Annotated in this window: 19 protein-coding genes; 10 read left to right on the top strand and 9 right to left on the bottom strand. The window is 58.7% G+C overall.

Annotated elements, in window-relative coordinates; all coding sequences use genetic code 11:
• Positions 1–28: 28 nt before the first annotated feature.
• Both I6L35_RS20155 and I6L35_RS20150 read left to right on the top strand, forming a co-directional pair.
• Positions 29–1,759 (top strand): PglL family O-oligosaccharyltransferase, encoded by a 1,731-nt coding sequence (locus I6L35_RS20155; RefSeq protein WP_254204505.1) that lies wholly within the window; start codon positions 29–31, stop codon positions 1,757–1,759.
• A 472-nt stretch (positions 1,760–2,231) separates the two neighbouring features.
• Positions 2,232–2,642: an H-NS family nucleoid-associated regulatory protein gene (locus tag I6L35_RS20150; RefSeq protein WP_005344269.1), complete on the top strand. Its 411-nt coding sequence runs from the start codon at positions 2,232–2,234 to the stop codon at positions 2,640–2,642.
• A gap of 536 nt (positions 2,643–3,178) precedes the next feature.
• On the opposite strand, the gene I6L35_RS20145 is transcribed toward I6L35_RS20150, so the two are convergent.
• From I6L35_RS20145 to nadK, 6 genes are all read right to left on the bottom strand, one after another.
• Complete coding sequence (locus I6L35_RS20145) at positions 3,179–4,543, bottom strand: efflux transporter outer membrane subunit (RefSeq protein WP_216979165.1); 1,365 nt, start codon at positions 4,541–4,543, stop codon at positions 3,179–3,181.
• Positions 4,544–4,545: 2 nt separating this feature from the next.
• Positions 4,546–6,519 (bottom strand): MacB family efflux pump subunit, encoded by a 1,974-nt coding sequence (locus tag I6L35_RS20140; RefSeq protein ID WP_216979164.1) that lies wholly within the window; start codon positions 6,517–6,519, stop codon positions 4,546–4,548.
• A complete protein-coding gene (macA, locus tag I6L35_RS20135; protein WP_216979163.1) occupies positions 6,516–7,679 on the bottom strand; it encodes a macrolide transporter subunit MacA in 1,164 nt (387 codons plus the stop codon). The genes I6L35_RS20140 and macA overlap by 4 nt, the downstream gene beginning before the upstream one ends.
• A 248-nt stretch (positions 7,680–7,927) precedes the next feature.
• Complete coding sequence (locus I6L35_RS20130; RefSeq protein ID WP_216979162.1) at positions 7,928–8,818, bottom strand: manganese-dependent inorganic pyrophosphatase; 891 nt, start codon at positions 8,816–8,818, stop codon at positions 7,928–7,930.
• A gap of 279 nt (positions 8,819–9,097) precedes the next feature.
• Positions 9,098–10,762, bottom strand: coding sequence for a DNA repair protein RecN (gene recN, locus I6L35_RS20125; protein ID WP_216979161.1), 1,665 nt, complete (start codon positions 10,760–10,762; stop codon positions 9,098–9,100).
• A gap of 250 nt (positions 10,763–11,012) precedes the next feature.
• Positions 11,013–11,897 (bottom strand): NAD(+) kinase, encoded by an 885-nt coding sequence (nadK, locus tag I6L35_RS20120; RefSeq protein WP_005338038.1) that lies wholly within the window; start codon positions 11,895–11,897, stop codon positions 11,013–11,015.
• 292 nt (positions 11,898–12,189) lie between these two features.
• On the opposite strand from nadK, the gene grpE reads away from it, so the two are divergent.
• The 3 genes from grpE (at position 12,190) to dnaJ (ending at position 16,237) form a co-directional block, all read left to right on the top strand.
• Positions 12,190–12,765, top strand: a complete 576-nt coding sequence (gene grpE, locus I6L35_RS20115; RefSeq protein WP_005344280.1) for a nucleotide exchange factor GrpE — start codon at positions 12,190–12,192, stop codon at positions 12,763–12,765.
• A 299-nt stretch (positions 12,766–13,064) separates the two neighbouring features.
• Positions 13,065–14,993, top strand: coding sequence for a molecular chaperone DnaK (gene dnaK, locus I6L35_RS20110; RefSeq protein ID WP_216979160.1), 1,929 nt, complete (start codon positions 13,065–13,067; stop codon positions 14,991–14,993).
• A 101-nt stretch (positions 14,994–15,094) separates the two neighbouring features.
• A complete protein-coding gene (dnaJ, locus tag I6L35_RS20105) occupies positions 15,095–16,237 on the top strand; it encodes a molecular chaperone DnaJ (RefSeq protein WP_216979159.1) in 1,143 nt (380 codons plus the stop codon).
• Positions 16,238–16,348: 111 nt separating this feature from the next.
• Here the strand turns inward: dnaJ and mgtE are convergent, their stop codons facing one another.
• Positions 16,349–17,728, bottom strand: a complete 1,380-nt coding sequence (mgtE, locus tag I6L35_RS20100; protein WP_216979158.1) for a magnesium transporter — start codon at positions 17,726–17,728, stop codon at positions 16,349–16,351.
• A 1,192-nt stretch (positions 17,729–18,920) separates the two neighbouring features.
• Here mgtE and I6L35_RS20095 point away from each other — a divergent pair.
• The 5 genes from I6L35_RS20095 (at position 18,921) to I6L35_RS20075 (ending at position 25,399) form a co-directional block, all read left to right on the top strand.
• Positions 18,921–20,426, top strand: a complete 1,506-nt coding sequence (locus tag I6L35_RS20095) for a carbohydrate porin (protein WP_216979157.1) — start codon at positions 18,921–18,923, stop codon at positions 20,424–20,426.
• A gap of 115 nt (positions 20,427–20,541) precedes the next feature.
• Positions 20,542–21,498, top strand: coding sequence for an aminoimidazole riboside kinase (locus I6L35_RS20090; protein WP_216980333.1), 957 nt, complete (start codon positions 20,542–20,544; stop codon positions 21,496–21,498).
• A gap of 83 nt (positions 21,499–21,581) precedes the next feature.
• Positions 21,582–22,946: a sucrose-specific PTS transporter subunit IIBC gene (locus tag I6L35_RS20085; protein WP_042657031.1), complete on the top strand. Its 1,365-nt coding sequence runs from the start codon at positions 21,582–21,584 to the stop codon at positions 22,944–22,946.
• Entirely contained in the window at positions 22,946–24,361 is a 1,416-nt protein-coding gene (locus I6L35_RS20080) for a sucrose-6-phosphate hydrolase (RefSeq protein WP_216979156.1), read from the top strand. Before I6L35_RS20085 ends, I6L35_RS20080 begins: the two co-directional genes overlap by 1 nt.
• A gap of 27 nt (positions 24,362–24,388) precedes the next feature.
• Positions 24,389–25,399, top strand: a complete 1,011-nt coding sequence (locus I6L35_RS20075) for a LacI family DNA-binding transcriptional regulator (protein ID WP_216979155.1) — start codon at positions 24,389–24,391, stop codon at positions 25,397–25,399.
• 91 nt (positions 25,400–25,490) lie between these two features.
• Here I6L35_RS20075 and I6L35_RS20070 read toward each other — a convergent pair whose 3' ends face one another.
• Positions 25,491–26,219, bottom strand: coding sequence for an MgtC/SapB family protein (locus I6L35_RS20070; RefSeq protein ID WP_118854062.1), 729 nt, complete (start codon positions 26,217–26,219; stop codon positions 25,491–25,493).
• A gap of 230 nt (positions 26,220–26,449) precedes the next feature.
• The gene (locus I6L35_RS20065; RefSeq protein WP_216979154.1) at positions 26,450–26,824 is read right to left on the bottom strand and encodes a hypothetical protein; all 375 of its coding nucleotides are present in this window, start codon (positions 26,822–26,824) and stop codon (positions 26,450–26,452) included.
• Positions 26,825–26,968: the final 144 nt, after the last annotated feature.

Here is a 26,968-nt window from a genome sequence, read left to right as displayed (position 1 = left end):
ATGGGTGGGCCTAAGGAGCTGGGCTGTGATGTTAACGCGAATCATGATGGTTTTATGTGCGCTCTATTGGTTGCTGGGGATGCATTTTTTTATGCATAACCCGGGAGGCGCTGGGCTCTATCTGCCGTTTAACGCATGGGGATGGATATTTGCCTCGCTGGCAATTGGGTTGGGGTTGTGGCAAGTGACTTTACGCCAACGTTTGGTCTTTTCTCGACTACAAGCGGCTTTATGGATTGGTGCACTTTTGCTTCTGCTTCCCATGTTCTATCCAGGATTTCCACTCAAGGATTATGCTATGCCCAGATTATTGGGGCTATTTGCTGGTCTCTTGTTTTTATTCGGTCTGTATCAATGGCGCTTTAAACGGTTACTGCGTGATCGCTTGCTCTATCTCGTCTTGATTGCGATCGCAATGGAAGCTGCTCTTGGTCTTGTACAGTTCTATTTGTTGACGCCAGGTAACTGGATTGGCTACGACACCAACGCAAATCGTCCGTACGGGATCTTTCAACAGCCAAATGTGATGGCGACTTTTATGGCCACCGGGATTGCGTTGGCCATTTGGCTGGTGCTACGCGGCAATGATCACGTTTGGTTGCGAAGGGTTAGCTATGGGGTGATTTTGGCCGCAAGCCTGTTGTTGATTGTGCTGCAGTCTCGGGTGGGGCAGCTTGGGGGATTGCTAGCATTTATTCTGCTTGGACCCCAGTTGCATCGTCAACGTTTATTGGTACGAATGCTCGGCCTGGTTTTGCTGGGAGCAGTTCTTGGATTCGCTTCTCAGTATTGGGTGTCAGGTGTGAGTCGGGGGATGAATGAATATCTTTCGGGTGGTGCCCGGTCAGATATCTGGCCTTTTACGTTTCGTTTACTTTTTCAGAACTGGTTACTGGGAGTCGGATATGGTGGATTTGAATCTGCATTCTTCCACGCATACACAGAGGCTCGGCAGGTAGATCCAAATATTGGAATGGTAATTTACAACCTCGACCACCCCCACAACGAGTTTCTCTATTGGTCTGTTGAGGGGGGCATTGCCCCCATGGTTGGCATAGTGATCATGGGAGGGGCATTGTTGTGGCGTCTGGCGAAGGTTCGTTGGGTAAATGCCATGGCACTGCTTGCCCTGGTTACACCGATATTGCTCCATACCCAGACGGAATATCCCTTTTACCATGCGATCGTGTTGTGGTGGTTGTTGCTGACGCTGATTTATGTCGTTGACAGCGAGATTGAAGAAACCTGTCTTGTGCGTTGTGGTAGATCATCGTGGTGGGATATGGTGTATCGTCCCTGGTTGTTGTTGCGATTTATTGCAATAGCCATTCCTTTATTGGTTGTCCCATTTATGCTGACTGCCCTTCATACCGCTTGGGTCGTCACCAAATACGAGCGAGGAGGTTATAAAGAGCCGACGCTATTGCTGGAGATTATCAATCCTATGGCATGGCTGACACGAGTAGAGTTTGATGTAAACGCTGTCCGTCTAATGGTCGGTTTGCAGACACACAACAAGGCTGAACTGGAGGCTTATCTGGAGTGGGGGCAGGCCTTTGTACGTCATACTCCACGTGCCAACATATACGCCAATATGGTGATCGCACTTAACGCACTAGGTCGCAAAGAGGCTGCTAATGCGATGCGTCTAGAAGCTCTCAAACTCTATCCTTCTGAGCCTCTTCTCACTGGTTCTGTAGCGACATCGGTGACTAGTAGTGTTGAGCAATCGGTACAAAGTAATGCTCTCGCGAATTAGCGTAATCTAACAAAAGGTTAAAGCCTGTTATGTTCAAATGCAGGCTTTTCATGTTTCTTCAGACATATGAAATCATTATCGAAAGCATTCTAACACTATGATTTTAATGATTAAATTTTATGTTTGCTTGAGTTTTTTCTGCAAGCAAGTTACTTGCTAGTTTTAGTATTTCACCTGATGAATATCAAGGTCGCTGTGGTTTGACATATTTGGACCTACTATAACGGGAGTCTTCTGATAGAGCGTAATGGGGTATTAATGAGCCCTATGATATTTGAGGTCATAATCCATCAGAGGGAGGGGGGATTGCGATCACAACGGAGCATTGATTTGTTATCACGCTTCGTGTCAAGAGAGCATAGTGAGTACAAAATAAAAAATAATACAAATACAGAAAAACAGTATGTTGTTATCAATTGTCCATGCTATTCTGACACGGTAATCCCTGTGATCGATTTTTTGTGAGGAAATAATGAACGAGTTTCTGAAAGTTCTGCTGAACATTCGCAGTTTGCGTGCGGCTATTCGTGAGCTGCCGTTTGAGCAACTGCTGGAAGCTAAAGAGAAGTTTGACCTGGTTTACCAAGAGCGCGCCGATTCTGTTGAACAGGAGCGTGCTGAACAGGAAGAGCGTCAGCGCAAGCTGAATGAATTCACCGAAATGCTGCAGCAGGCTGGTATTGATCCTCGCGAGCTGCTGGCGACTGCCGCTGCTCCGGCTGCTGCGACTGGCGCAGCCAAGAGCAAGCGTGCTCCGCGTCCGGCTAAATACAAGTACGAAGAAGATGGCCAGGAAAAAACCTGGACCGGTCAAGGCCGTATGCCGAAAGCCATTGCTGCTCAAGTAGCTCTGGGTAAAGACTTGAACGATTTCCTGATCTAATTCGTCAGGTTTAGAGATTGAATAATGCCGCCCTTGGGCGGCATTATTTTTGCCGTTTTACTCGTGGTTATCCAATCTGCCCCTTCGCCCCACTGTTATCTACATCCTCGCTTGTATCCTTTTTACCGTCGTTTCACTTCACTGTTACTTTGCTCAATATCACTCATTGTTCGCGATTAACTTTGTCGTGCAGGATTAACTGCGTGATATCGCTATTTGTATGCGTCGCGCAGATATGCGCTTCGGATATGTCTCTCACGATTCACGGGGCGCCGCTCGGCAAGAGCCAAGCTCTCTGCTGATTGAATATCCGGTAACCGTTATCTCTGGTCAGGGAGCGTGAGGGATAGAGATAGCTGTAAGGTATGGCCGGTATATTCTGGGTCACCGATGCATGTAATTGACTGCGCTGCCATGACTGCCCCTGATAATGGGCAATGAAGTTCGGCTGCAGTGTGGGAGAGGAAATTCTGTATGGTCTATGGCGATGATATTCCCCACTCTGCCGGCAGAGTGGGGAATGCCCAGGTGAAGCGCTATCGGGGCGTCACGCTATCGCTGCCACCCAGGGCGCGATAGATTTTGGCTGTGGTGGTGAGCTGCTCTTTTTGCTGGGCCAGCAGGCTCTGCTGGGCATCCCACAGTCGGTTCTGCTCATCAAGCCAGGCTTGCACGCCGGTCGCTCCTGCCTGAAAGCGAGCTTTGGCCAGCCGTTCGGCCTCCCGGGCATAACTCAGCTGCTCCTGCAGATAATCGAGTCGCTGCTGGCCATAGTGGCGTGCGGCCAGATTGTCTTCCACCTCCACTAGTGCGGTGTAGAGCTGTTTGCGAAACTCGGTTTCAGCAATCTGGTAATCCAGCTCTGAGCTTGCGATGGCGAGCTGGGTGCGGTTGTATTCAAGGAAGGGGAGGGCGAGGCTGGCTCCCAGCGTACCTACCGGATTTTGCAGCACCTGCGCCAATCTATCGGATGCGGTGCTGGCGCTGCCGGTCAGGGTCAGGCTGGGGTAGAAGCTGGTGCGGATCTCGTCCCCCTTTGCCAGCGTCTTGCGCAGCCGCAATTCGGCCGCTTTGACATCAGGGCGGCGCGCCAGCACATCAGCCGGGATACCCACCGCAAGTTCAGGGATGGTCTGGTTTGCAAGGGAAGCGGGTGCATACTCCAGTGGCCCGCTGCTGCGTCCCAGCAGCAGACGCAGGGCATTGCGAGCCTGCTCCTGCTGCGCCTTGAGGGAGGCCAGCTCAGCCTGTTTTCCGGCCAACTGTTGGCGTGCCTGCGCCAGATCGAGCCGGGTAATGGCGCCAGCCTGGTATTTGGTCTGGGTCAGCTGCTCGGTTCGCGTCAGGTTGGCCAGCTGCTGTTCTCCGAGTGCGATGGCAGAGCCGAGATAGCCGAGCTGCCAATACTGCTCCAGAGTATTGCCAATCAGCAGGAGTCGGGTGCTGGCGAGATCCTGCTCGCTTGCCGCCGCCTCCCAGCTTGCCTGATCTCGCACCGAGGCAAGCTTGCCCCACAAATCCACTTCGTAACTGAGGCTCAGCGAGGGGCCCAGACTGTTGGTGCCTTTGCCGCTTTTCAGATCCTTGTTGCCACTGGCTGCGATAGTGCCATTGACCGAGGGGGTGAGGTTGGTATCGGCCTGCTCGGCGCCCAGTCTGGCGCTTTTGAGCTTGAGGGCCGCCACATGCATGTCCGGGTTGGCGGCTAGAACCGCCTCGACCAATTTGTCGAGTTGGGGATCATGAAATTCCCGCCACCAGAGGCCAGCCTGCGCAGCCAGTTGGGCGCCCTCTGCTTGTTGCCATGTGGGGGCGATTGCCAACTCGGGTCTTTGATAGGTGCTGTGCTGACTACAGCCGCTGAGGGCCATAGAGAGAGCCAGCCAGGAGAGTTTGTGCATTGTTATTCCCTCGCCAGTGCGACAACAGGGTCGAGCCGCGCCGCATTGCGTGCCGGCAGGTAACCAAACAGGATCCCGATGAGTGACGAGCAGCCAAAGGCCATCAGGATGGAGAAGAGCGAGAACTGCATCTTGATGGAGTCCACCAGCAGTGCAAAGAGCGCACCAATGCCTAGCGAGAGGCCGACGCCGAAGATACCCCCCAGCAGGCTCACCATCACAGCTTCAATCAGGAACTGCTGCAAAATATCCGACTGGCGGGCGCCCACGGCCATGCGAATGCCGATCTCGCGGGTGCGCTCGACCACTGACACCAGCATGATGTTCATCACGCCCACCCCGCCGACGATCAGCGAGATCACCGCGATGGCCGAGACCATCAGGGTCATGGTGGCGGTGGTTTTCTCCACCGATTTGATGATGCTGTCGCTGCTGAAGGTGAAGAAATCCTTCACCCCGTGGCGCTTGGTGATCAGCTCGATCACCGCCTGCTCGGCCAGCGCCGGTTGTACCCCGTCCTTGACCCGGATGGTGATCTGGCTGAAGTGGTGCTGCGAGATGAGGCGACTCATCACCGCGCTGTAGGGCAGCCAGATATTGACCGACTGGCTGGTGGGGCCGAAGCCGGTCTCCTGCGAAACCACACCGACAATCCGCACCGGCAAGGTGCCGACCAGTACCACCTTGCCGACCGGCTCCTCCTTGCCAAGCAGGCTGGTGATGCTCTTCTTGTCCACCACGGCAACGGCGGCACGCTGCTGGATATCTTGCCACTCCAGTAAGCGACCACTGACCAGCGTCATCCCCTTTACCTTGAAATAGTCGTTACCGACCCCGGTCACATTGCCGCTGTTGGTCTTGTTGCGATAGCGCAACTGCCCTGAGCTGCCGATCTCGGGGCTGGCGCCCGCAAGATAGGGTTGCCCCAACAGGGCATCGAGATCCCCCTTGTTGAGGGTCTGGATGCTGGCCATCTTCTCATCGCCCCATCCTTTACCCGGGAAGATTTCGATGGTGTTGGTGCCCATCGCATTGATCTGGTCGATCACCTTGGCGCGCGCCCCTTGCCCCAGCGCCACCACACTCACCACGGCGGCGATGCCGATGATGATGCCGAGCATGGTGAGGAAGGTGCGCATCCGGTGGGCTAGCATGGCATGGATTGCCATCCGTCCCGCTTCCCGATAACGATCCCAATCGTGGCCCATGGCGCCTTTAGTGGGCGCTATTTTTTGAGGGGCTACAGCGGTGGCTGGAGCCAACACCGCCGTTTGGCAGGGGCCGCTATCTTGTTCAATCCGACCATCCTTGAGAGTGATGATCCGGTCGGCATGGCTGGCCACGTTCATATCGTGGGTGACCAGAATGATGGTGTGGCCCTGAGCGTGCAGCTCCTTGAGGATCGCCATCACCTCCTTGCCGCTCTGGCTATCCAGTGCGCCGGTCGGTTCATCGGCGAGGATCACTTCGCCGCCATTGGCCAGCGCCCGGGCGATACTGACCCGCTGCTGCTGACCGCCAGAGAGTTGGCCCGGGGTATGGTGGCTGCGATCGGCCAGACCCAGTCTGCCCAGCAGCTGACGCGCACGTGCCTGGCGATCCGGGCGATTGGTGCCGGCATAGACGGCTGGGATCTCCACGTTGGCGGCGGCATCGAGGTGGGGCAGCAGGTGGTAGCGCTGAAAGATAAAGCCGAAGTGGTGGCAGCGTAGTCGGGCCAGCGCCAACGCATCCATGGTGGCGGTGTCCTGTCCGCGAAACAGGTACTGGCCGCCGCTCGGGCTATCCAGACAACCCAGCAGGTTCATCAGGGTCGACTTGCCGGAGCCGGACGCGCCGACAATGGCGATCATCTCTCCTGCCGTGATGGTGAGGTCAAGAGGGTGGAGCACGGTGACTTCGCTGTCGCCGCTCTGGTAGCGTCGCTCGACCCCTTTCAGCTGGATCAACGGCAGCTGGTTCAGGGGCTCACTCATAGCATCACCGCCATCTCATCATTGTCGGCGGGGGCACCGTGATTGAGCTGCACCTCCTCCTTCTCACTCAGCCCGCTGATCACCTCAATGCGGATCTCATCCTTCATACCAGTCTTGATATGGCGGGTTTCGGTTGTTTCATCGTCCTTGATCACGGTGACTTCATACTCGTTATCACCCAGCGACTTGCCGAGGGCGGTTTGCGGCACAGTGAGCACCTGCTTGCGTTCGCCGAGCACTATGGTCACCTGGGTGGTCATTGCAACCCGCAGGGTATGGTCGGGATTGGGTACATCGAACAGGGCGTAGTAGTAGACAGCCGCATTGCTGGTGGTGGTGCCGGTGGTGGCCTGATCGTTGATGTTGGTAGGCGCTAACTCCACGGCGCGAAGCGTACCCTGATAGCGGGTATCCGGGTCGCCGATCAGGGTGAAGTAAACCGGCATGCCGGCTTTGACCTTGGTGACATCAGCTTCGGAGATCTGCGCCTTGACCGTCATGGTCTCGAGGTTGGCCAGCTTGAGTACGGTCGGTACCGTCTGGCTGGCAGCCAGGGTTTGGCCCTGACGGGTCACAATGCTGATGACGGTGCCATCCATCGGCGCCAGGATCTTGGTATAGCCCAGCTCGGTCTTGGCCCGCTCAACCTTGATCAGGGCGTTGTCGATATTGGCCTGGCTGTTTTGCAGTTCGGCTCGGGTGACCGCCAACAGGGCCTCGGCACTCTCCAGATCGGCCCGTGAGCTCGCCTCCTGCTTGAACATCTGCTGCTGGCGCCGCCAGGCGAGCTCGTTCTGTTTGAGTTGAGCCTGCTTGATCTTGAGCTGGGCGCGGTTGCTGGCAAGCTCCGCCTCGGCCGTCTTGAGGTTGTTCTGGGCAATCAGGGGATCGATCTCGGCCAGCAGGTCTCCCTGTTTGACCTGATCACCGGCCTCGACCGCCAGCTTGGTAACCTGACCGGAGACCTGAGCCCCCACATCCACCTGCTCCACGGCCTGAAGCACGCCACTGGCCAGTACGGTCTGGGCAATATCCTCGCGGGTCACTTGAGCGGTCAGCATCGCCTTGGGGGGTTGACTGGGCCAGATTAGCCAGCCGAGGAGCACCACGGCGATCAGCATGGTGATGGCCAGGGTTCTCTGCTTGGGGGTTATGTTCATCGATCACCTGAATGGAAACTGAAAAGATTGTGCGCGGCGATTATCCTGCAGCAAAGCCCTGATAAATAACAGCCGCAAATATGTAAGCAAAGTTATGGCGTTAATTGTCAATAAGCCGTGAAAGGAGTAAGCGAGAGACTGCAGTGGTGAGCAAGATGGTCAGCAAGAGGGGGGAGTGCGACTGGCGGTTGCGATGAAAAAGCCCTGCGCAGTGGCAGGGCTTGGGAATAGGTAATGACGAGTGAGGATCAGGCCTTGGCCAGCAGATCCATCACCCAGGGCAGACCCTGCTTCTTGCGGCTGACAAAGCCCGGGTGGTAGCTGGACTCGGCCGGTACTTTGGCGTGCTCGGTAAAGTAGATACGGCTGGCTGCGGCTGTCAGGTCAGTCACCATCAGCACGAAGAAGTCGAGCCCTTCGCTTTCAACACGGTGTGCCATCTCTTGCTGCAGAGTTTCGATCTGGTCGGCAAGCTGTTGTTCGCTGCCCACTTCAATCTGGCTCATGATGAAGTTCAGACCTTCGGCCTGGAATGCTTTCTCATCCTGCTGCAGCAACTGCGCAGGAGTGAGACCGCTCAGATCGGTTTTCGCCATCAGCAGCTGTTGACCAAACTCGGCCAGCGACACCTCGGCCAGCGGCGCAAGACGCTCGCAGGCGATCTTGTCCTGCTCGGTGGTGGTTGGCGAGGTGAGACAGAGGGTGTCGCTCATGATGGCACCCAGCATCAGACGAGCCTGGCTGCGGGTCACAGTGCCTTGCTGACTTAGCAGGTCGAAGGCGATAGTGCATGTGCAGCCGACGGCACGGATCCAGGCATCCAGCGGAGACTGGGTGACCAGAGTGCCGAGACGGTGGTGATCCACCAGGCCCAGTACATTGGCTTGTGCCAGTGTGGCAGGGCCCTGTTCCAGATCACTGAAATCCACCAGCCAGACATCTTCACCGGTCAGATCTTTGGTCAGCAACTCGGGTTCGCTGACGCCAGCCTGCTCCAGAATAAAACGGGTTTCGGTGCGCAGGTCACCCAGACGCCATGGGGTGGCCTGATGGCCCTGGCCATTGAGCCAGTCGGTGATAACCAGCGCACTGCAGATACTGTCGCTATCAGGATTCTTGTGACCAAAAACGTGGATCATAGACAAAGCCTCACAATTGGATACCCATAAAGGGGGGCAACACTATGCGAAATCCGCTACATGAAGGCAACCGGATCCACGCCCATGTTGCTGCCAGCTTCGCCTAACTCGCCATTTTATTGATCTGGGTCGGTAATCCTGACGCGAGTTCGGCGCTCACAGTTGGCTGTTGGCTATTGCTGACTGTTGAGGCCATGGCACTCGTCCATGCCTGCGCAGTCAGCATGTCCGGTCAGCGCTATCAGTCGCCATCACTGCAAATGGGCTTTATTGCCTGATTCAGCGACGCAGCAGCTCGCGGGCGTTGGCCAGGGTGTTGTCGGTGATCTGGTCGCCACCGAGCAGGCGTGCCAGCTCATTGAGACGGGCATTCTGGTCGAGCGCATCCATCCGGGTTTCGGTGGTTTTGCCATCGGTATGTTTGCTCACCACCATATGCTGGTGGCCGTTGCCTGCCACCTGAGGCAAGTGAGTGACCACCATCACCTGGGTGGACTCGCCGAGCTGGCGCAGCAGGCGACCCACCACGGCGGCAGTCGGGCCGCTAATCCCCACATCCACTTCGTCGAAAATCAGGGTCGGGGTGGAGACCTTGCGAGCACTGATCACCACGATGGCGAGGCTGATACGCGACAGTTCGCCACCCGAAGCCACCTTGCCAAGGGGCTGGATGGGCTGCCCCGGGTTGGTGGTGACCATAAATTCCACCCGATCTATACCCAGCGGAGAGAGGCTGCTCTGGGCATCGGGACGCACCTCGATGGCAAAGCGGCCATCGGGCATCGCCAGTTCGTGCATGCTGCTGGTTACCTTGGCGCCCAACTCCTGGGCATAGCGCTGACGACTCTGACTCAGGGCTTCGGCGGCCTGGACAAAAGCCTGACGAGCCTCGGCCAGCTCATCTTCCATCCCCTCTAACCGCTCCTCATCGGAGTTGAGGCGGGCGAGATCAGAGGCCAGCTCCTGGTGGTGCTGAGCCAGATCCGCCGGTTTGACGTGGTGCTTGCGTGCCAGATTGATCGACCTGGAGAGGCGGGCTTCCAGCTCGTTGAAGCGCTCGGGATCAAGCTCCAGCCGATCGAGGTAGCTGCGCAGTTCGCTGTGGCTCTCCTGCACCCCGATCAGGGCTTCGTTCAGCATCTCCAGTACCGGAGTGAGGCGGCTGTCCATGCTGACCAGCCCCTCGGCTCGATCTACTGCTGATTGCAGCAGGCCGGCAATGGTGGTCTCTTCGTTGTCATAGAGCAGATCGAGGCAAGCCCCACACTCCTGCATCAACTCGGTACCGTTGGCGAGACGCTGGTGCTCCTCTTCTATCTCCTCAAACTCCCCCGGTTGCAGGGCAAATTCGTCCAGCTCCTGCACCTGATACTCGATAAGCTGGCGGCGGGCTTCCCGCTGCTGCTGCTCGGCCTTGAGCCGGTTCAGCTCGTTTTGCAGTTGGCGCCATTGCTGATAGTGCTGGCGCACCTCGTCGAGCAGCAGATGGTGGCCGGCATAGCCGTCGAGCAGGGCGAGCTGGTAGTCGGGTTTGAGCAGCATCTGGTGGGCATGCTGACCGTGCACGTTGACCAGCAACTGGCCCAGACTCTTGAGCTGGGTGAGGGGGACGGGCACGCCATTGATATAGCTGCGCGAACGCCCCTCGGCAGAGATGACTCGCCGCACGATACACTCACCTTCGTTTTCCAGCTCGTTGGTGGCGAGCCAGGCGCGGGCAGCCGGGTTGTTGTCCAGCAGGAAGCGGGCGCTGACCTCGCTTTTGTCGCTATCGGGTCGCACCATGCCGGCTTCGGCCCGCTCTCCGAGGCAGAGACCGAGGGCGTCGATGGCGATGGATTTACCGGCACCGGTCTCACCTGTGATGCAGGTCATGCCCGGTTGCAGATCGAGTTCGAGAAACTTGACGATAGCGAAGTTGTTGACGGTCAGCTGGGTCAGCATGGTCTTATCCTGTATAGGTCAACATTACTGTGTATGCATCCAGTATATACTGGTCTTATATACAGTAAAGAGGGCACCGTCATTTTTAGTACAGGAAAGGTGCGCCAGTGCGGTATGGCTATGAGAATGCGGTACTGACTATTGGCACGCGGTACGGATATGAGAGTGCAGGGGATGTTGCCACGACAGAAAAGAGAAGGGCGCCAATTCAGGCGCCCTCTCTGGCAATGCCGTTGTCGGTCAGCGCCGATTAAAACAGCTTGCTGCCCCAGCCGAGCTTGTTGCGCAGCACATGGAAGTAGCTGTAGTCGAGGGGATGCACCAGATGAAGCTGGTGGTGGCTCTTCTTGATGAGGATCTCGTCCCCCGGGTGGACCGCCAGGGTCACCTGGCCGTCACAGCTCACCTGCATGGCATCGTCCTGATTATCCGGCGAGACCAGCAGCCGTACTTCGCTGTCGGCATCGAGTACGATGGGGCGACTGCTCAGGGTATGCGGGAACATGGGCACCAGCGTGATAGCGTTGAGCTTGGGGGTGAGGATGGCGCCACCTGCCGACAGGGAGTAGGCGGTTGAGCCGGTCGGTGTGGCGACGATGATGCCGTCCGAGCGCTGGCTATACATAAAGCTGCCATCGATATAGACCTCGAACTCGATCATATGGGCGATCTTGCCCGGGTGTAGTACCGCCTCGTTGACCGCCAGATTGCTCGATTTGCGCTCGCCGTGGCGATAGACCGAGGCCTCCAGCAGGAAGCGGTGTTCGCTCTTGTAGTGACCGGAGAGCACCTGCTCCAGTGGCAATAGATAATCTTGCGGCGAGAGGTCGGTCAGAAAGCCGAGGTTACCCCGGTTGACCCCGATCACCGCCACATCAAAGCGCGACAGCACCCGTGCCGCCCCCAGCATGTTGCCGTCACCGCCCACCACGATGGCGAGATCGGCCTGCTGGCCCAGTTGCACCAGATCCATCACGTTTTCATCGAGGATGCTCAGGGTCTGGGCGACCCGGCTCTCCACCAGTACCCGAAAGCCGCGGGCGGTCAGGTATTGATGCAGGCCGGTCAGCGTCTGGTTGGCCCCCTCATGGTGGGGTTTGCCAATCAGGGCGATGGTTTTGAACGGAGAATCCATAGTCTGTCGGGTCTGGGATGAGTATTGCGGGCCAGTATACAGTGCTTTGCTCCGCTTGTGACGCTCTCCCGTGTCACGGGGGCAGCTATCCCCTTGAGTCAGCTGGCTAAAGGGTGAGCGGCAACGCCAAGAAACAGCTGCTTGCGGCAGAGCATCCACCCTGATTGGCCTTTTACCCCTTGAAAGCCGGGGATGCATCCCCATAATAGCGCCAACATAGTCGGTCTGTGGTCGTCCGGTCGCTCAACCAGACGTCAGGGCCCTCATAAGTAACCCCGGAATTGGAGATGTCATGAACCACGAAGAGCAAAAGGTTGAAGCGATGGAGCAAGTGGAAGCCCAGCCAGTCGAGCCGACCGATGTAGACAGTGAAGTGACAGCTGAGCAAGCCCGCATTGCCGAACTGGAAGCGCAGCTTGAGACCGCCCTCCAGAAGGCGTCGGAAGAGCGTGAACGCGCTCTGCGCACCGCTGCTGAAATGGAGAATCTGCGTCGTCGTACCGAGCTGGACGTGGAGAAGGCGCACAAGTTCGCTTTGGAGAAGTTCGCTGCCGAGTTGCTGCCGGTGCTGGACAACATGGAGCGTGCCATTGAGCTCGCCGACAAGGAGAATGAGGCGCTCAAGCCGATGATCGAAGGCGTCGAGCTGACGCTGAAATCCATGCAGAGCGGTGTGGCCAAGTTCGGTCTGGTTGCGCTGGATCCGGCCAACCAGCCGTTTGACCCGAATGCCCATCAGGCGATGAGCATGGTGCCGAGTGCAGATGTGGCGCCAAACACCGTGATCGCCGTGATGCAGAAAGGTTATGAGCTGAACGGTCGCGTGATCCGTCCGGCCATGGTCATGGTATCCAAGGCCGCCGACTGAGTCGGCACTTGATGCCCAGGCCCGCCGCTTGGCGGGCTTTTTGTTTCGCAGTGCAACACCTGTTCATCTTGCACGGTTTCACGGCTCAACGTGATCGCGCAACCATGACAAAGGGTGTGGTTTTTTTAGGTTGGGGCTTGAAGCTGCGTCTGGCGACCCCATATAGGTAGCAAGGCCGCGGCGGCACAAAAAATTTGATGCCGGGAGCTTGAAAGCCAGATTGGCAGCCCCCACCTAGCCGTTAACGCATTAAGGCGAGTTCCTCGCCAGTTTATTCAAAGTATTTGGAGATTCGTCAAATGGGTAAAATCATCGGTATTGACCTGGGTACTACCAACTCCTGCGTCGCTATTCTGGATGGCGACACTGCTCGCGTGATCGAGAACGCAGAAGGCGATCGTACTACTCCGTCCATCATTGCCTATGCCGATGATGGCGAAATCCTGGTTGGTCAGCCGGCCAAGCGTCAGGCAATCACCAACCCGAAAAACACCCTGTTCGCCATCAAGCGTCTGATCGGTCGTCGTTTTGAAGATGAAGAAGTGCAGCGTGACCTGAAAATCATGCCGTACGCCATTGCCAAAGCTGACAACGGTGACGCCTGGGTTGAAGTGAAGGGCAAGAAAATGGCACCGCCGCAGATCTCTGCCGAAGTGCTGAAAAAGATGAAGAAGACCGCCGAAGACTACCTGGGTGAGCCGGTCACCGAAGCCGTTATCACTGTTCCGGCCTACTTCAACGACGCCCAGCGTCAGGCTACCAAGGATGCCGGTCGCATCGCTGGTCTGGATGTAAAACGCATCATCAACGAACCGACTGCAGCTGCTTTCGCTTATGGCGTAAACAAGGTCAAGGGCGAGCGCAAGGTTGCCGTATATGACCTGGGTGGTGGTACTTTCGATATCTCCATCATCGAGATCGACGAAGTGGAAGGTGAAACCACCTTCGAAGTACTGGCGACCAACGGTAACACCCACCTGGGTGGTGAAGACTTTGACAACCGCGTCATCAACTATCTGGTAGACGAGTTCAAGCGTGAGCAGGGTATCGACCTGCGCAACGACCAGCTGGCTCTGCAGCGTCTGAAAGATGCCGCCGAGAAGGCCAAGATCGAGCTCTCTTCTGCCCAGCAGACCGACGTCAACCTGCCGTACATCACTGCAGATGCCACCGGTCCGAAGCACATGAACATCAAGGTGACCCGCGCCAAGCTGGAATCCCTGGTAGAAGACATGGTGAAAGATTCTCTGGAGCCGGTTCGTGTCGCCCTGAAAGACTCCGGTCTGGCAGTTGGCGAGATCGACGACGTGATTCTGGTTGGTGGTCAGACCCGTATGCCACTGGTTCAGAAGACCGTTGCCGAGTTCTTTGGCAAAGAGCCGCGTAAAGACGTCAACCCGGACGAAGCCGTGGCCATGGGTGCTGCCATCCAGGGGGCCGTACTGTCCGGTGACAAGACCGACGTACTGCTGCTGGACGTTACCCCGCTCTCTCTGGGTATCGAAACCATGGGCAGCGTGATGACTGCGTTGATCGAGAAGAACACCACTATCCCGACCAAGAAGTCCCAGGTGTTCTCCACTGCCGAAGACAACCAGTCTGCCGTGACCATTCACGTGCTGCAGGGTGAGCGCAAGCGCGCCAGCGACAACAAGTCTCTGGGCCAGTTCAACCTGGAAGGCATCCGTCCGGCTCCGCGTGGTCTGCCGCAGATCGAAGTGACCTTCGACATCGATGCCAACGGTATCCTGCACGTCTCTGCGAAGGACAAAGAGACCAACAAAGAGCAGAAGATCACCATCCAGGCCTCCTCTGGCCTGTCTGATGAGGAGATCGAACGTATGGTACGCGAAGCCGAAGCCAACGCGGCCGAGGACAAGAAGTTTGAAGAGCTGGTACAGGCTCGCAACCAGGCTGATGGTCTGGTCCACTCCGTACGCAAGCAGATCACCGAAGCCGGTGAAGCCCTGCCTGCCGACGACAAGACCAAGATCGAAGCCGCTCTGAGCGAGCTGGAAACCGCCATCAAGGGTGACGACAAGGCTGCTATCGAAGCCAAACAGCAGGCTCTGCTGGAAGCGTCCCAGAAGCTGATGGAGATTGCCCAGCAGCAGGCTCAGGCCCAGGGTGCAGCCGGTGCTGATGCCGGTCAGTCCTCCTCTTCTGCCAAGGCTGACGACGACGTTGTCGACGCCGAGTTCGAAGAAGTGAAAGACGACAAGAAGTAAGCCCGACCCAGATGGGCGAAGCAGGCTTCGCTCATCGGCTTAGTCAATGAATTTACGGGCGTTGGGTGACCAACGCCCGTCTGCGTAACCACAGGATGAGTATGTCGAAGCGCGATTTCTACGAAGTGCTCGGGGTGTCAAAAGGTGCCGACGAGCGCGAGATCAAGAAGGCGTACAAGCGTCTGGCCATGAAGTATCACCCTGACCGCAATCAGGGCGATGCCAGTGCCGAAGAGAAGTTCAAAGAGGTCAAAGAGGCCTACGAGGTGCTGACTGATGCCAACCTGCGCGCCCGCTACGATCAGTACGGTCATGCCGGTGTGGATCCGAGTCAGGGTGGCGGTGGCCACGGTGGTTTCGGTGGTGGTGCCGACTTTGGTGATATCTTCGGCGATGTGTTCGGTGACATTTTCGGTGGCAGCCGTGGCGGTGGTCGTCGTGGCCCGGCCCGTGGTGCTGACCTGCGCTACACCATGGAGCTGACGCTGGAAGAGGCGGTACGCGGGGTCTCCAAGGAGATCAAGGTGCCGACTCTGGTTCACTGTGAGGTCTGTAACGGCTCCGGCGCCCACACCGGCAGCAGTGCCCAGACCTGCCCGACTTGCCACGGCTCCGGCCAGGTGCAGATGCGTCAGGGCTTCTTCGCGGTGCAGCAGGCCTGTCCGCACTGCCACGGTCGCGGCAAGATCATCAAGGATCCGTGCCGCAAGTGTCACGGTGAAGGTCGCTACCAGCGTACCAAGACCCTGTCGGTGAAAATCCCGGCGGGCGTCGATACCGGCGATCGCATCCGTCTCTCCGGCGAAGGGGAAGCGGGGGAAGCGGGGGCACCGGCAGGGGATCTGTACGTACAGGTGCACGTCAAAGAGCACGAGATCTTCGTGCGTGACGGCAACAACCTCTATTGCGAAGTGCCCATCAGCTTCACCGCAGCGGCTCTGGGTGGCGAGATTGAAGTACCGACCCTGGATGGCCGCGTCAAGCTCAAGGTCACTCCGGAGACCCAGACCGGCAAGATGTTCCGCATGCGCGGCAAGGGCGTGAAGTCAGTACGCTCCGGTCAGGTAGGGGATCTGATGTGCAAGGTGGTGATCGAGACGCCGGTCAACCTCACCGAGCAGCAGAAAGAGCTGCTGCGCCAGCTGGACGAATCCTTCAGCGGTGCCGCTGCCAAGACCCACAAGCCGAAATCGGAAGGCTTCTTCGAAGGGGTGAAACGCTTCTTCGACGATCTGACCAAGTGATGGCATAGACCCGTGTCGATATAAAGAGAGGGAGGCGTGATGCCTCCCTCTCTTTTATCTTGAACTATCGGAGATGGCGGTGGTTTGGCTGCCCCCATCTGCTGTGCGCTGTCAGGCAGCAGCCAGTGACCCACCGAGGAAGGCATAGGCGAAACCAAAATAGATCAGCACGCCCAGCAGATCCATGATCGAGGTGAGCATGGGGGAGCTGAGGGTTGCCGGATCAGTCCCCATCTTCCGTGCGGCAAACGGCAGGACCAGACCAAGCAGGCTGCCAACCACAGTCACCGTCATGGCAGAGAGGCTGACAATCATGACGATGTCCCAGCCGATGCTCTTGCTCCAGAATGCCATCACCCCTTCCAGCAGGGCGACACCCAGCCCCAGAGCCATTGCGACGGGCAGATCGCGCCGCAGCACGAAAAAGAAGTCACGCATGCTCAGCTTGATCTGACCCATGCCCATTGCCCGGATCACCAAGGTGGCCGACTGGCTGCCCGAGTTGCCCCCCATGTCGATAATAGGGGCAATAAAGGCTGCGAGGATCAGTACTTCGCTGATGAGTTCTTCCTGAGCGGCGACCAGATTGCTGGTCAGTATGCCGAATACGGTCAAGACCGCCAGCCAGAAGAATCGGGTGCTGAACATGTTAAAGGTGCTGGATGCGCGAAGATCAAGTTCGGGACCTCCCAGCGCAGCCGTACCACCGAAGCGGGCAATCCGGTTGGCATCTTCCTCTTCGGCAACATCCATTGCATCATCCACGGTCACCATGCCGAGCAACTGCTGATCCTGATTCAATACGGGAAGGGCCAGCAGGTTGTAACGGGCGATCATCTCCGCGGCTTCGCCTTTGGGGGCATCGGCCTGAATACTCACCAGCTCGCGCTGCATAATGGCCGAGATGGGGGTTTTGCTGTCGGCGAGAAACAGTTCGCGCAGGGAGACAACCCCGATGAGGCGGCGCATTTCATCCACGACATACAGGGTATAGATGCTCTCCCTGTCGGCAGCAGTGCTGCGCAGCCGTTGCAGCCCCTCTCCCACAGTGATGTCAGCCGTCAGGCTGGCACAATCCGAGCTCATGATGGAGCCGACGAGGTTTTCCGGGTAAGAGGCCAACCGTTGCGTATCCTCACGTTCTTCATCTGTCATCGCATCGAGCAGGGTCTGGCGCAAGGCTGCGGGCAGACGATTGTAGAGATCGGCTCTGTCATCGGGGGATAGGCGGGTACACAACTCTTCCAATTGGGGCTTGGCCATGGAACGTACCAGGCTGGCCTGAATATCGCTGGGCAGATGGCGGAAGATGCGTGCGGCACGCAATGCAGGAACCAGATTGAGAAAGGTATGAATATGTTTATCTGTCAGGCGGTTTATCGCTTGTGCCAGATCGACCTCATGAATATTCAGGCTGAGGCTCTGGATCCCCATACGATCCTTGTTTTGCAGCAGTACATACAGTTGTTGGTGAATATCTTGGTATTGCATTTATATATCCTTTAATACATCAGCCTGGAAAATAGAAAATAGAATTCCGACTGACATCACATCAGCAAAAATAGATAAGGAAATAACGCCCGAAAATTAATCCGGACTAGTCGCCGATACCGGCTCCAGGGTCAGGGTCCATGACACACCTCCTGATTGATGTAAAGAATCGTCATATGCTTACCCGTCAATAGCCACGCATGGGGAATGAACAGGTGTTGCACTCGGCACAAGTAAATGAAGGTGGAGCGGATCGCGGGACGGTCGTCGCCCGGCTAGCGGCTGTTGCCATCTCCCATGCCACCTTGTCAAAAGCCTTGTGGCTACTGACCTGCAGCGATAGAGGTTCGCCATCATTGACGCACGCCAGAGGCGGAAAAACATGGCGTGATGAGGTAACAGTGGTAATGACATGGTGACCCTGATATCAGGAGAAGACCCATGCAGGCATTATTTACGCATCCAGTCTGTAGCATTGGATGGCGTCAGTAACAGACATCGAGTGAATACAGGGAAGGAATTGCACTCAGGTGCAAATAAACCGCTCTCCGCATAGTGCGAGATAGCGGCAGAACAATCTGCGGGGATCTCGCGACTCAGGTATTGGCTGACGAGCTCAACAACCTACTGTCATCTGATGAATTGCCCACTGATGGTCTCCGTTATTAATCAATGCTGCGATGCTACTGGAATGGTTCTTATTGGTAAATAATTAATCCACCGCCAGAAACATTTAGAAACATCTTTATTGATATTTTGGTAATTGAACGACAGGAATGTCGCGTATTCAGCCATATCGCATGCGTGATCGGTATTATTTACGCTGCTTTGTAGCCGAACCTGATGGTGTAATGCGTGTAACAATCTCCACCAACAGAATGACGCATAGGGTATGCCGATACCTGGCAGACCCATCGCCAGCACCCTGATCCGGTTGGTGGTGAGGTGCCCCCCTTCCTATTCACATTGTCAGGGTCGCTGCTCGCAGAATCGGGATCCGCCTTATTGAGTGGATCCTGATGAGGGATCCTCCTCACAACTCCCGCCAATTCCTGCTGTACAAATGTTATCCCGCTCACACTACTGCTGAAACGGTTTAGTTGTCATATTGAGTTAGCTAAATTGGTTTAGCTATGCTCTGGCTGTCGATAACAACAGCGCCCGTCCGGGCCACAGATGACAGGTGAGGAAGATGATGATGTTCAAGAGCAAGTTGGCGCTGGCGGTAGCGCTGGGATTGGGGATGAGCAGCCCGCTGTGGGCGGCGCAGGCGAGTATTGCAGGTGAGAGTGTCGAGGCCAGATTGGCGGCGCTGGAGGCGCGGGTACAGGCAGCCGAAGCGAGAGCCGAGGCGGCAGAGAGCCGTGCCAGTCAGGCGGAAGTGAAGGCGAGCGCGGCGAGCGAGCAGGCTCAGGTGGCCGACAACCGCAGCCAGCAGGTGGATGAGAAGACCGCTGGTGCCCAGGGCTTCGAGTTTCACGGCTACGCCCGCTCGGGCCTGTTGGTCAACGGCAATGGCAACGGCGGGCGCGGCGGCCCCTACATCACGCCAGCCGGTTCGGTGGGCGGGGCCGTCGGTCGCCTTGGCAATGAGGATGACACCTATATGGAGGCCAACCTGCTGAAAACCCAGACCTTCGAGGATGGCAGCTGGGCCCGCTACAAGCTGATGCTGGCAGACGGGGTGGAGACCAGCAACGACTGGACCGCCAGCGATTCGAGCCTCAATACCCGTCAGGTGTTTGCCGAGATCGGCAATCTGGCGAGCTTCGACGGCCCCTTCAAGAATGCGGTGCTGTGGGCGGGCAAGCGCTTTGATCGCGACAACTTTGACATCCACTGGCTCGATTCCGACGTGGTGTTCCTGGCCGGTACCGGCGGCGGTGTCTACGACGTGCAACTGGCCGATAGCTGGAAGGCCAACTTCTCTCTCTATGGCCGCGATTACGGCGACATCAGCGCCAGCGGTCTCTCCGATATCGAGAGCTACATCCTCACCATGAACAACCGCGTCGGTAACTGGCAGTGGATGGTGAACGGTCTCTCGGCAAAGGACAATGATGCCCGCATCAATGACAAGGGGGCGGGCAGCGAGGCGGCGGACAAGGGGGCACACACCCTGCTGGCCTACCACGGCGAGAGCTTCTTTGGCCTCAACCCCGGTTTTGCCAAGGCGGCGGTGCTGTACGGTCATGGGCTGGGGGCCGAGGTCAAGGGGCTGGGCTCTGACAGCGAGCTGTTGCCGGACGCCGATGCAGTGCGGGTCGCCGTGTTTGGCGCTACCGATCTTAATCCGCGCTGGCGTTTTGCCCCGGCCCTGCTGGCCGAGCAGAGTCAGGATCGCTACGTGAAAGGGGATGAGTACCGCTGGCTTACCTTCAATACCCGGGTGGCGCAGGTGCTGAGCCAGAACGTCGAGCTGGTCTACGAGGCGGCCTGGCAGTACATGGATCTCGATCCCAAGGGTTACAAGGGACGCCAGGCGGTGAACGGCAACTTCACCAAGCTCACCTTCGCCCCCACCTTCAAGGCGCAGACCGCCGGTTTCTTCGAGCGGCCCGAACTGCGGGTGTTCGCCAGCTGGATGGACTGGTCCTCCGAGCTCGACAACTACGCCAGCGACGATGCCATGGGCCAGAGCAACTTCACCGCCGGTGGCGAGTGGAACTTTGGCGTGCAGATGGAAACCTGGTTCTAGTTCGTTATCCCGATCACAAAAATGGCAGCCGGTGCCGAGATCTGTTGGCTGGCTAAAACGGTTTAGCTGATAATGCCAGCCAACAGAACAGAGTCCGGGTTTGGCAGTCGATCCGATGCAGCAGTGGAGTAGCAAGGTGACGAATCGTGTGTGGGTAATGGGGGATGCGGTGGTGGACTTGATCCCGGAAGGGGCGTTGCACTACCTCAAGTGTCCGGGTGGCGCGCCCGCCAATGTGGCGGTTGGCATGGCACGGCTGGGTGGCGATGCGGCCTTTATCGGCCGGGTCGGATCCGATCCGTTCGGCCGCTTTATGGCCGAGACCCTGAGCGGGGAGGGGGTGGATATCGGTACGCTGCGGTTCGATCCAGACCATCGCACCTCTACCGTGCTGGTAGAACTGGATGACGAGGGGGAGCGCAGCTTCACCTTTATGGTGCGTCCCAGCGCCGACCAGTTCCTCACCCCAAATGAGTTGCCCCGCTTCGACGCCGGTCAGTGGCTGCTCACCTGCTCCATCGCGCTCGCCAACGAGCCGGTGCGCACCAGCTGCCTGCAGGCCATGGCGGCTATCAAGGCGGCAGGCGGGCGGGTCTGTTTCGACCCCAACCTGCGCCCCGAGGTGTGGGGCAACCCCGCCGAGATGCTGCCGCTGGTGCGTCAGGCAATTGCACAGGCGGATGTGGTCAAGCTCTCCATTGAGGAGCTGCAACTGCTGAGTGGCGAGGATGAACTGGTCGCCGGGCTTGCAACTCTCTCTGGCCCGGCGCTGGTGCTGGTGACCCGGGGCGCGGCCGGGGTGGTGGCGCGTCTGGGTGGCGAGCTGTTGGAGTGGGTGGGGCAGAAAGTGACCCCGCTCGACACCACGGGGGCGGGGGATGCCTTCGTCGCCGGTCTGCTGGCGGCGCTGGCCGGGCGCTCGTCGCTGCCGACGCTGGCCGAGCTACCCGTCATCCTGGCTCAGGCCCACGGCTGTGGGGCGCTCGCTACCACCGCCAAGGGGGCGATGACGGCGCTGCCGACCCGCTCCGAACTGGATGCCTTTTTGCGATCAGACACAAGCGGCTGTTGATCTGCGGCTAGAAGCCCGGCTCGACAGCCCCTACTATCATGTGACAAGGGCCCGCCAGCGTGGCGGGTCATAAGAGGAAGAATATGAATATCAGTGCGATAGCCAAGGATCTGGTGCCCCTGCTCGGGGGCAAGGAGAACATCGTCAGCGCTGCCCACTGCGCCACCCGGCTGCGGCTGGTGCTGGCCGATGACAGCAAGGTAAACAAGGCCGCCATCGACAAGCTGGAGGGGGTCAAGGGGTGCTTTAGCAACGCGGGCCAAATTCAGGTGATCTTCGGCACCGGTCTGGTCAACAAGGTCTATGCGGAGTTTGTGGCGCTGACCGGTACCGGCACCGCCAGCAAGGCGGAGCTGACCGACATGGCGGCGGCCAAGCTCAACGTGGCCCAGCGGTTGGCGCGAACCCTCTCCAACATCTTCGTGCCGATCATTCCGGCCATCGTCGCCTCGGGCCTGCTGATGGGGCTGCTCGGCATGGTGCGCACCTACGGTTGGGTCAATGCCGACAGCGCCCTGTTTGTGATGCTCGACATGTTCAGCTCGGCGGCCTTTATCATACTGCCGATCCTCATCGGCTTTACGGCGGCGCGGGAGTTTGGTGGCAATCCGTACCTCGGGGCGACCCTTGGCGGCATCCTCACCCACCCGGCGTTGACCAACGCCTGGGGCGTGGCCGGTGGCTTCAAGACCATGGATTTCTTCGGGCTCGATGTCGCCATGATCGGCTATCAGGGCACCGTCTTCCCGGTGCTCTTGGCGGTCTGGTTTATGTCCCATCTGGAGAAACAGCTGCGCAAGCGCATTCCGGACGCGCTGGATCTGATCCTCACGCCGTTTCTCACCGTCATCATCACCGGTTTCGTGGCGCTGCTCTTTATCGGCCCGGCGGGTCGGGTGCTGGGGGATGGCATCTCGTTCGGTCTGAGTGCCCTCTATGAGCAGGCGGGCTGGTTGGCGGGGCTGGTGTTTGGCGGCACTTACTCGCTTATCGTCATCACCGGCATCCATCACAGCTTCCACGCCATCGAGGCGGGGCTGCTGGCGAATCCGCAAATTGGCGTCAACTTCCTGCTGCCCATCTGGGCCATGGCCAACGTGGCACAGGGTGGGGCTTGCCTCGCGGTCTACTTCAAGACTCGTGATGTGAAGATCAAGGCCATTACCGTGCCGGCTGCCATGTCCTGCCTGCTGGGTATCACGGAAGCGGCCATCTTTGGCGTCAACCTGCGCTATATCAAACCCTTCCTTGCCGGTCTGTTTGGCGGGGCCTGCGGCGGCGCCTACGTGGTGGCGGCCAAGGTGGGGATGACGGCGGTGGGGCTGACCGGTATTCCCGGCATGGCCATCGTCCAGCCCATGAGCCTTATTCACTACATCATCGGGCTGGTGATCGCCTTTGGCGCCGCCTTCGCCGCTTCCTACCTGCTCAAGTACAAGGTGGAGTGATGAAGGAAAGCGATCTTCTCAACCAGATTGTCCGGTCGCTGCTGGCCGGACAGCTCAAGGCGGCGGCCGATCCCCATCGGCCCCGCTGGCATCTGGCAGCCCCGGTGGGGCTGCTCAACGATCCCAACGGCTTTATCGAGCACGACGGGCGCTACCACCTCTTCTACCAGTGGAATCCGCTTGGCTGTGAACACTGCAACAAGGGGTGGGGGCATGTCACCTCCACCGATCTGCTGCATTGGCAGCACGAGCCGGTGGCGCTGTTGCCCACCGAAGCCTATGAGAGCCACGGCTGCTATTCGGGCTCGGCGGTGAGCGACGAGCAGGGGCGTCTGACCCTCATCTATACCGGCAACGTCAAATACCCGGATGGCAGCCGCACCGCCTATCAGTGTCTGGCCCGCGCCGACGGTGAGGGGGGCTTCGAGAAGCTGGGGCCCGTTCTGGATCTGCCCGAAGGCTACAGCGGCCATGTGCGCGACCCCAAGGTGTGGCACGACGGCCAGCAGTGGCTGATGGTACTGGGGGCTCGCACTCTGGATGACAAGGGGGAAGTGCTGCTCTATCGCGGCGAGACCCTGCAAAGCTGGCAGCGGGTGGGCCCCATCGCCGGTAGCGGGCGCGGGGGGCTGGGCGAGTTTGGCTATATGTGGGAGTGCCCTGATCTCTTCCCGCTAGGTGAGTGCCATGTGCTGATCAGCTGCCCGCAGGGGATTGCCCCAGCAGGCGAGGATTATCGCAACCTCTACCAGTGCGGCTGGCTGGCGGGCGATTTTGACGGCGAGCGCTTCGAGCACGGGGCTTTCCACGAGCTGGATCGGGGCTTCGAGTTCTATGCGCCGCAAACTACCCGAGACAGTCAGGGGCGCCGCCTCTTGTTCGGCTGGCTGGGGTTGCCGGAGGAGAACGAGATGAGCCAGCCCACTGTCACTTACGGCTGGATCCACCAGATGAGCTGCCCGCGGGAGCTGTTCTGGCAGGATGAGTGGCTCTGCCAGCGGCCGGTGGCGGAGCTTGCGGCATTGAAGGGAGAGTTGACCCGCTTCGAGGGGACGCTCGGCGAGTTTCCGGGGCTGGCCATCGACTCGGCCTGGCTCGATCTGGAGCTCTGCGGTGAGGGGAGCCTCTGGTTCGGTGTCGTGGCCGAGCTGGTGTGGCAGCCGGGGCGCATCACCTTGCGGCGCCAGAACTGGCAGAGCGGGGCGTGGGAGACCCGCAGCAGCCCATGGGCTGGCGGGCGGATCACCATCCTGTGTGATCGCTCCAGTCTGGAGTGCTTCATCGATGAGGGGCGACACAGCCTGTCGGCGCGCTACTTCCCCGGAGAAAAGCCGCAACTTTCATCAGGTAACGGCGATGATGGCAGCAAAATTTGCCTCAATCACTGGCCGCTGTCGGCGTGCCTAGTACAATAGCCCGGTTCTAGTCAGCCGGGAGGCCAGGTGGAGAAGAAGAAACGGATCACGATTGCCCAGATCGCCGAACTGGCGGGGGTGTCCAAGGCGACCGCCAGTCTGGTGCTCAACGGGAAGAGTGCGGAGTACCGGATTGCCGACGATACCCGCAAGCGCATTCAGGCGGTGGCGGAGGAGTGTCACTACCTGCCGAGCTTTCATGCCCGCTCCCTGCGCGAGACCCGCAGCTACACCTGGGGGTTGGTGATCCCCGATCTCACCAACTTCGGTTTTGCCCGCATCGCCCGCGCCCTTGAGGCCCACTGCCGGGAGGCGGGCATCCAGTTGCTGATCGCCTGCTCCGAAGATGATCCCGCCCTCGAGCAGCGGGTGGTGGACAACCTCATCAGCCGTCAGGTGGATGGGCTGATAGTTGCCTCCAGCGGCCACAGCGATGACATCTATGCCCGCATCCACGACCGCCTGCCGGTGGTGCAGCTCGACCGCCATATTGGCGAGTCGCGCCTGCCCATGGTTATCTCCGATGCCTGCAAGGCGACCGCCGAGCTGGTGCAGGACATGACCAGCGAGTGCGGAGAGGAGATCTACTACTTCGGTGGCCTGCTGGATCTCTCCCCCAGCCGTCACCGGCTGGCGGGCTATGAGCTGGGGCTCCATCGCGCCGGTTTTGAAGCCGATGCCGCCCGGGTGCGCCATCGCGACTACCAGCCGAGCTCCGGTTATCAGCTGATGGCTGAGCTGGTGGCCGAGCTGGGAGCGCCTCCCAGGGGGCTCTTTACCGCCTCCTTTACCCTGCTGGAAGGGGTACTGCGCTACCTCAACGAGGCGGGGCTGATGGAGACGGGCATGCGGCTGTGTACCTTCGATGATCACGACCTGCTCGACTGCATTCCTATGCGCATCGACTCGGTTGCGCAGGATTGTCCGGCGCTGGCCCACGCCGCTTTCGAGCTGATGCAGCAACTGATTGCGGGTAATCCCCCTGCGCAGACTGCCCAGGTGATCGCCCCCAAGGTGCGCTGGCGCAGTCGTCGCTAGCCACTCTTCGCTCATCCATATGAGAAAGCCCCGCCATTGCTGGCGGGGCTTTTTGCCGTTGGTTGATGGAGCCATTCCTCTGACCGACAACTCAATCCGTGGTGCTGGCGCGCCAGAATATCTGCTTGATATGGGGATGAATGCCGAGTTTCACCATCAGGGCGTCGAGCTCGTCACCATCGATGGAGGTAGCCAGCAGCACTGCCGAGATCTCCAGATCCCTCTCGCCAAATGGCTCGATGTCGAGCTCGCTCATGGGATAGTTGGCCTGCTCCAGCATCTCTTCGAGCCAGTGCAGCACCTCCTTTTGATGCTCACGGGGGGTCAGGGCAGTCACCTTGTAGGTGACTTCAGTATCCAGATTGTCTACCGGGCGACGGTTGATCTGGTTGACCAGTGGTCGCAGCAGGGTGTTGGCGGCCAGCACGAATAACGCGCCCAGGATTGCTTCCATGGCGAGCCCTGCGCCACAGGCGGCGCCGACTGCTGCCACGCCCCAGAGGGTGGCGGCGGTGTTGATGCCGCGGATATTGCCTGACTCGCGCATGATGACACCGGCGCCGAGAAATCCGATGCCGGAGACAATATAGGCCACCACATGGACCACGTTGTAGTTGCCGCCGTGCAGGTCATAGATTCGCTGGGCCAAGCTGACGAACAGGGCTGCCCCCACGGCGACCAGCACGTTGGTGCGAAGGCCCGCGGTACGTTGGCGGTACTGGCGCTCCAGCCCGACCAGACTGCCGAGCACAAAGGCGAGCAGCAGGCTGGCCAGAGTGTCGAGCAGGGAGATCATGTCTAGTTGTTGCCACATCTTCATGGCGTACTCCTTCTTATGAAGGCTGGCTTGGCACAATCCATGATGAAACGCCTGATGGCGGATGGATCAGAGTGGGATTGAGCGGATGACCAGCAGGAAAAAACGCAGCGTCCCGGGTTTGGCTTCCGGGGCGCGGGCATCATCAGATGCCCTGACGCTCGGAGAGGACGCAACAAGCGGGGCCAGCGTGACTGGCCCCTTGAACGGTTGTTAGTGCAGCAGGATGTGCGTCAGTTGAGCTCGGGAGCCGTGTCGATGCGCGGATGCAGCTCCCAGCGTACCGGATGTGCTACCCCGACCTGATGGACAAACTGCACCAGATAGCGGCGTTGGGGTGGAGAGCAGTGCACATTGAGTACCAGCTCACGCCCGCCGCTGCGACCCGGTTTCATCGATTGCATCGGTTGTAGCCCGGCCGGTTGCAGGGTGTGGTTCACCATATCCAGCACCTGTTCCATATCTGCACGATCCTCGCAGCGGATCTGCAGCCGGTAGTGGTGCTGGCGCGGTTTGCCGCCCAGCCAGCGTGGCAACATGCCGCGCCCCAGCTTGCTCAGCAGGGGATAAGTCCGGTTGGATACGGACAGAGTTGAAATAAAACGCATAGCAGCCTCCTTGTGGGAAGCAGAAACTATGCAGGCAAGGTGTCATGGCAAAGCCAGATCACCTGACGTCAAGTGTGAAATAAAGAGAAGAGGGGAGTGGATTTCCGCTTCTCGCAGGGCTGCGAGTTGCGGCAGAAGAAGACC

The sequence above is a fragment of the Aeromonas sp. FDAARGOS 1405 genome (assembly GCF_019048265.1).
GTDB lineage: Bacteria > Pseudomonadota > Gammaproteobacteria > Enterobacterales > Aeromonadaceae > Aeromonas > Aeromonas veronii_A.
Note: the sequence above shows the minus strand (reverse complement) of the source record. Positions and strands in the feature narration are given on the sequence as shown.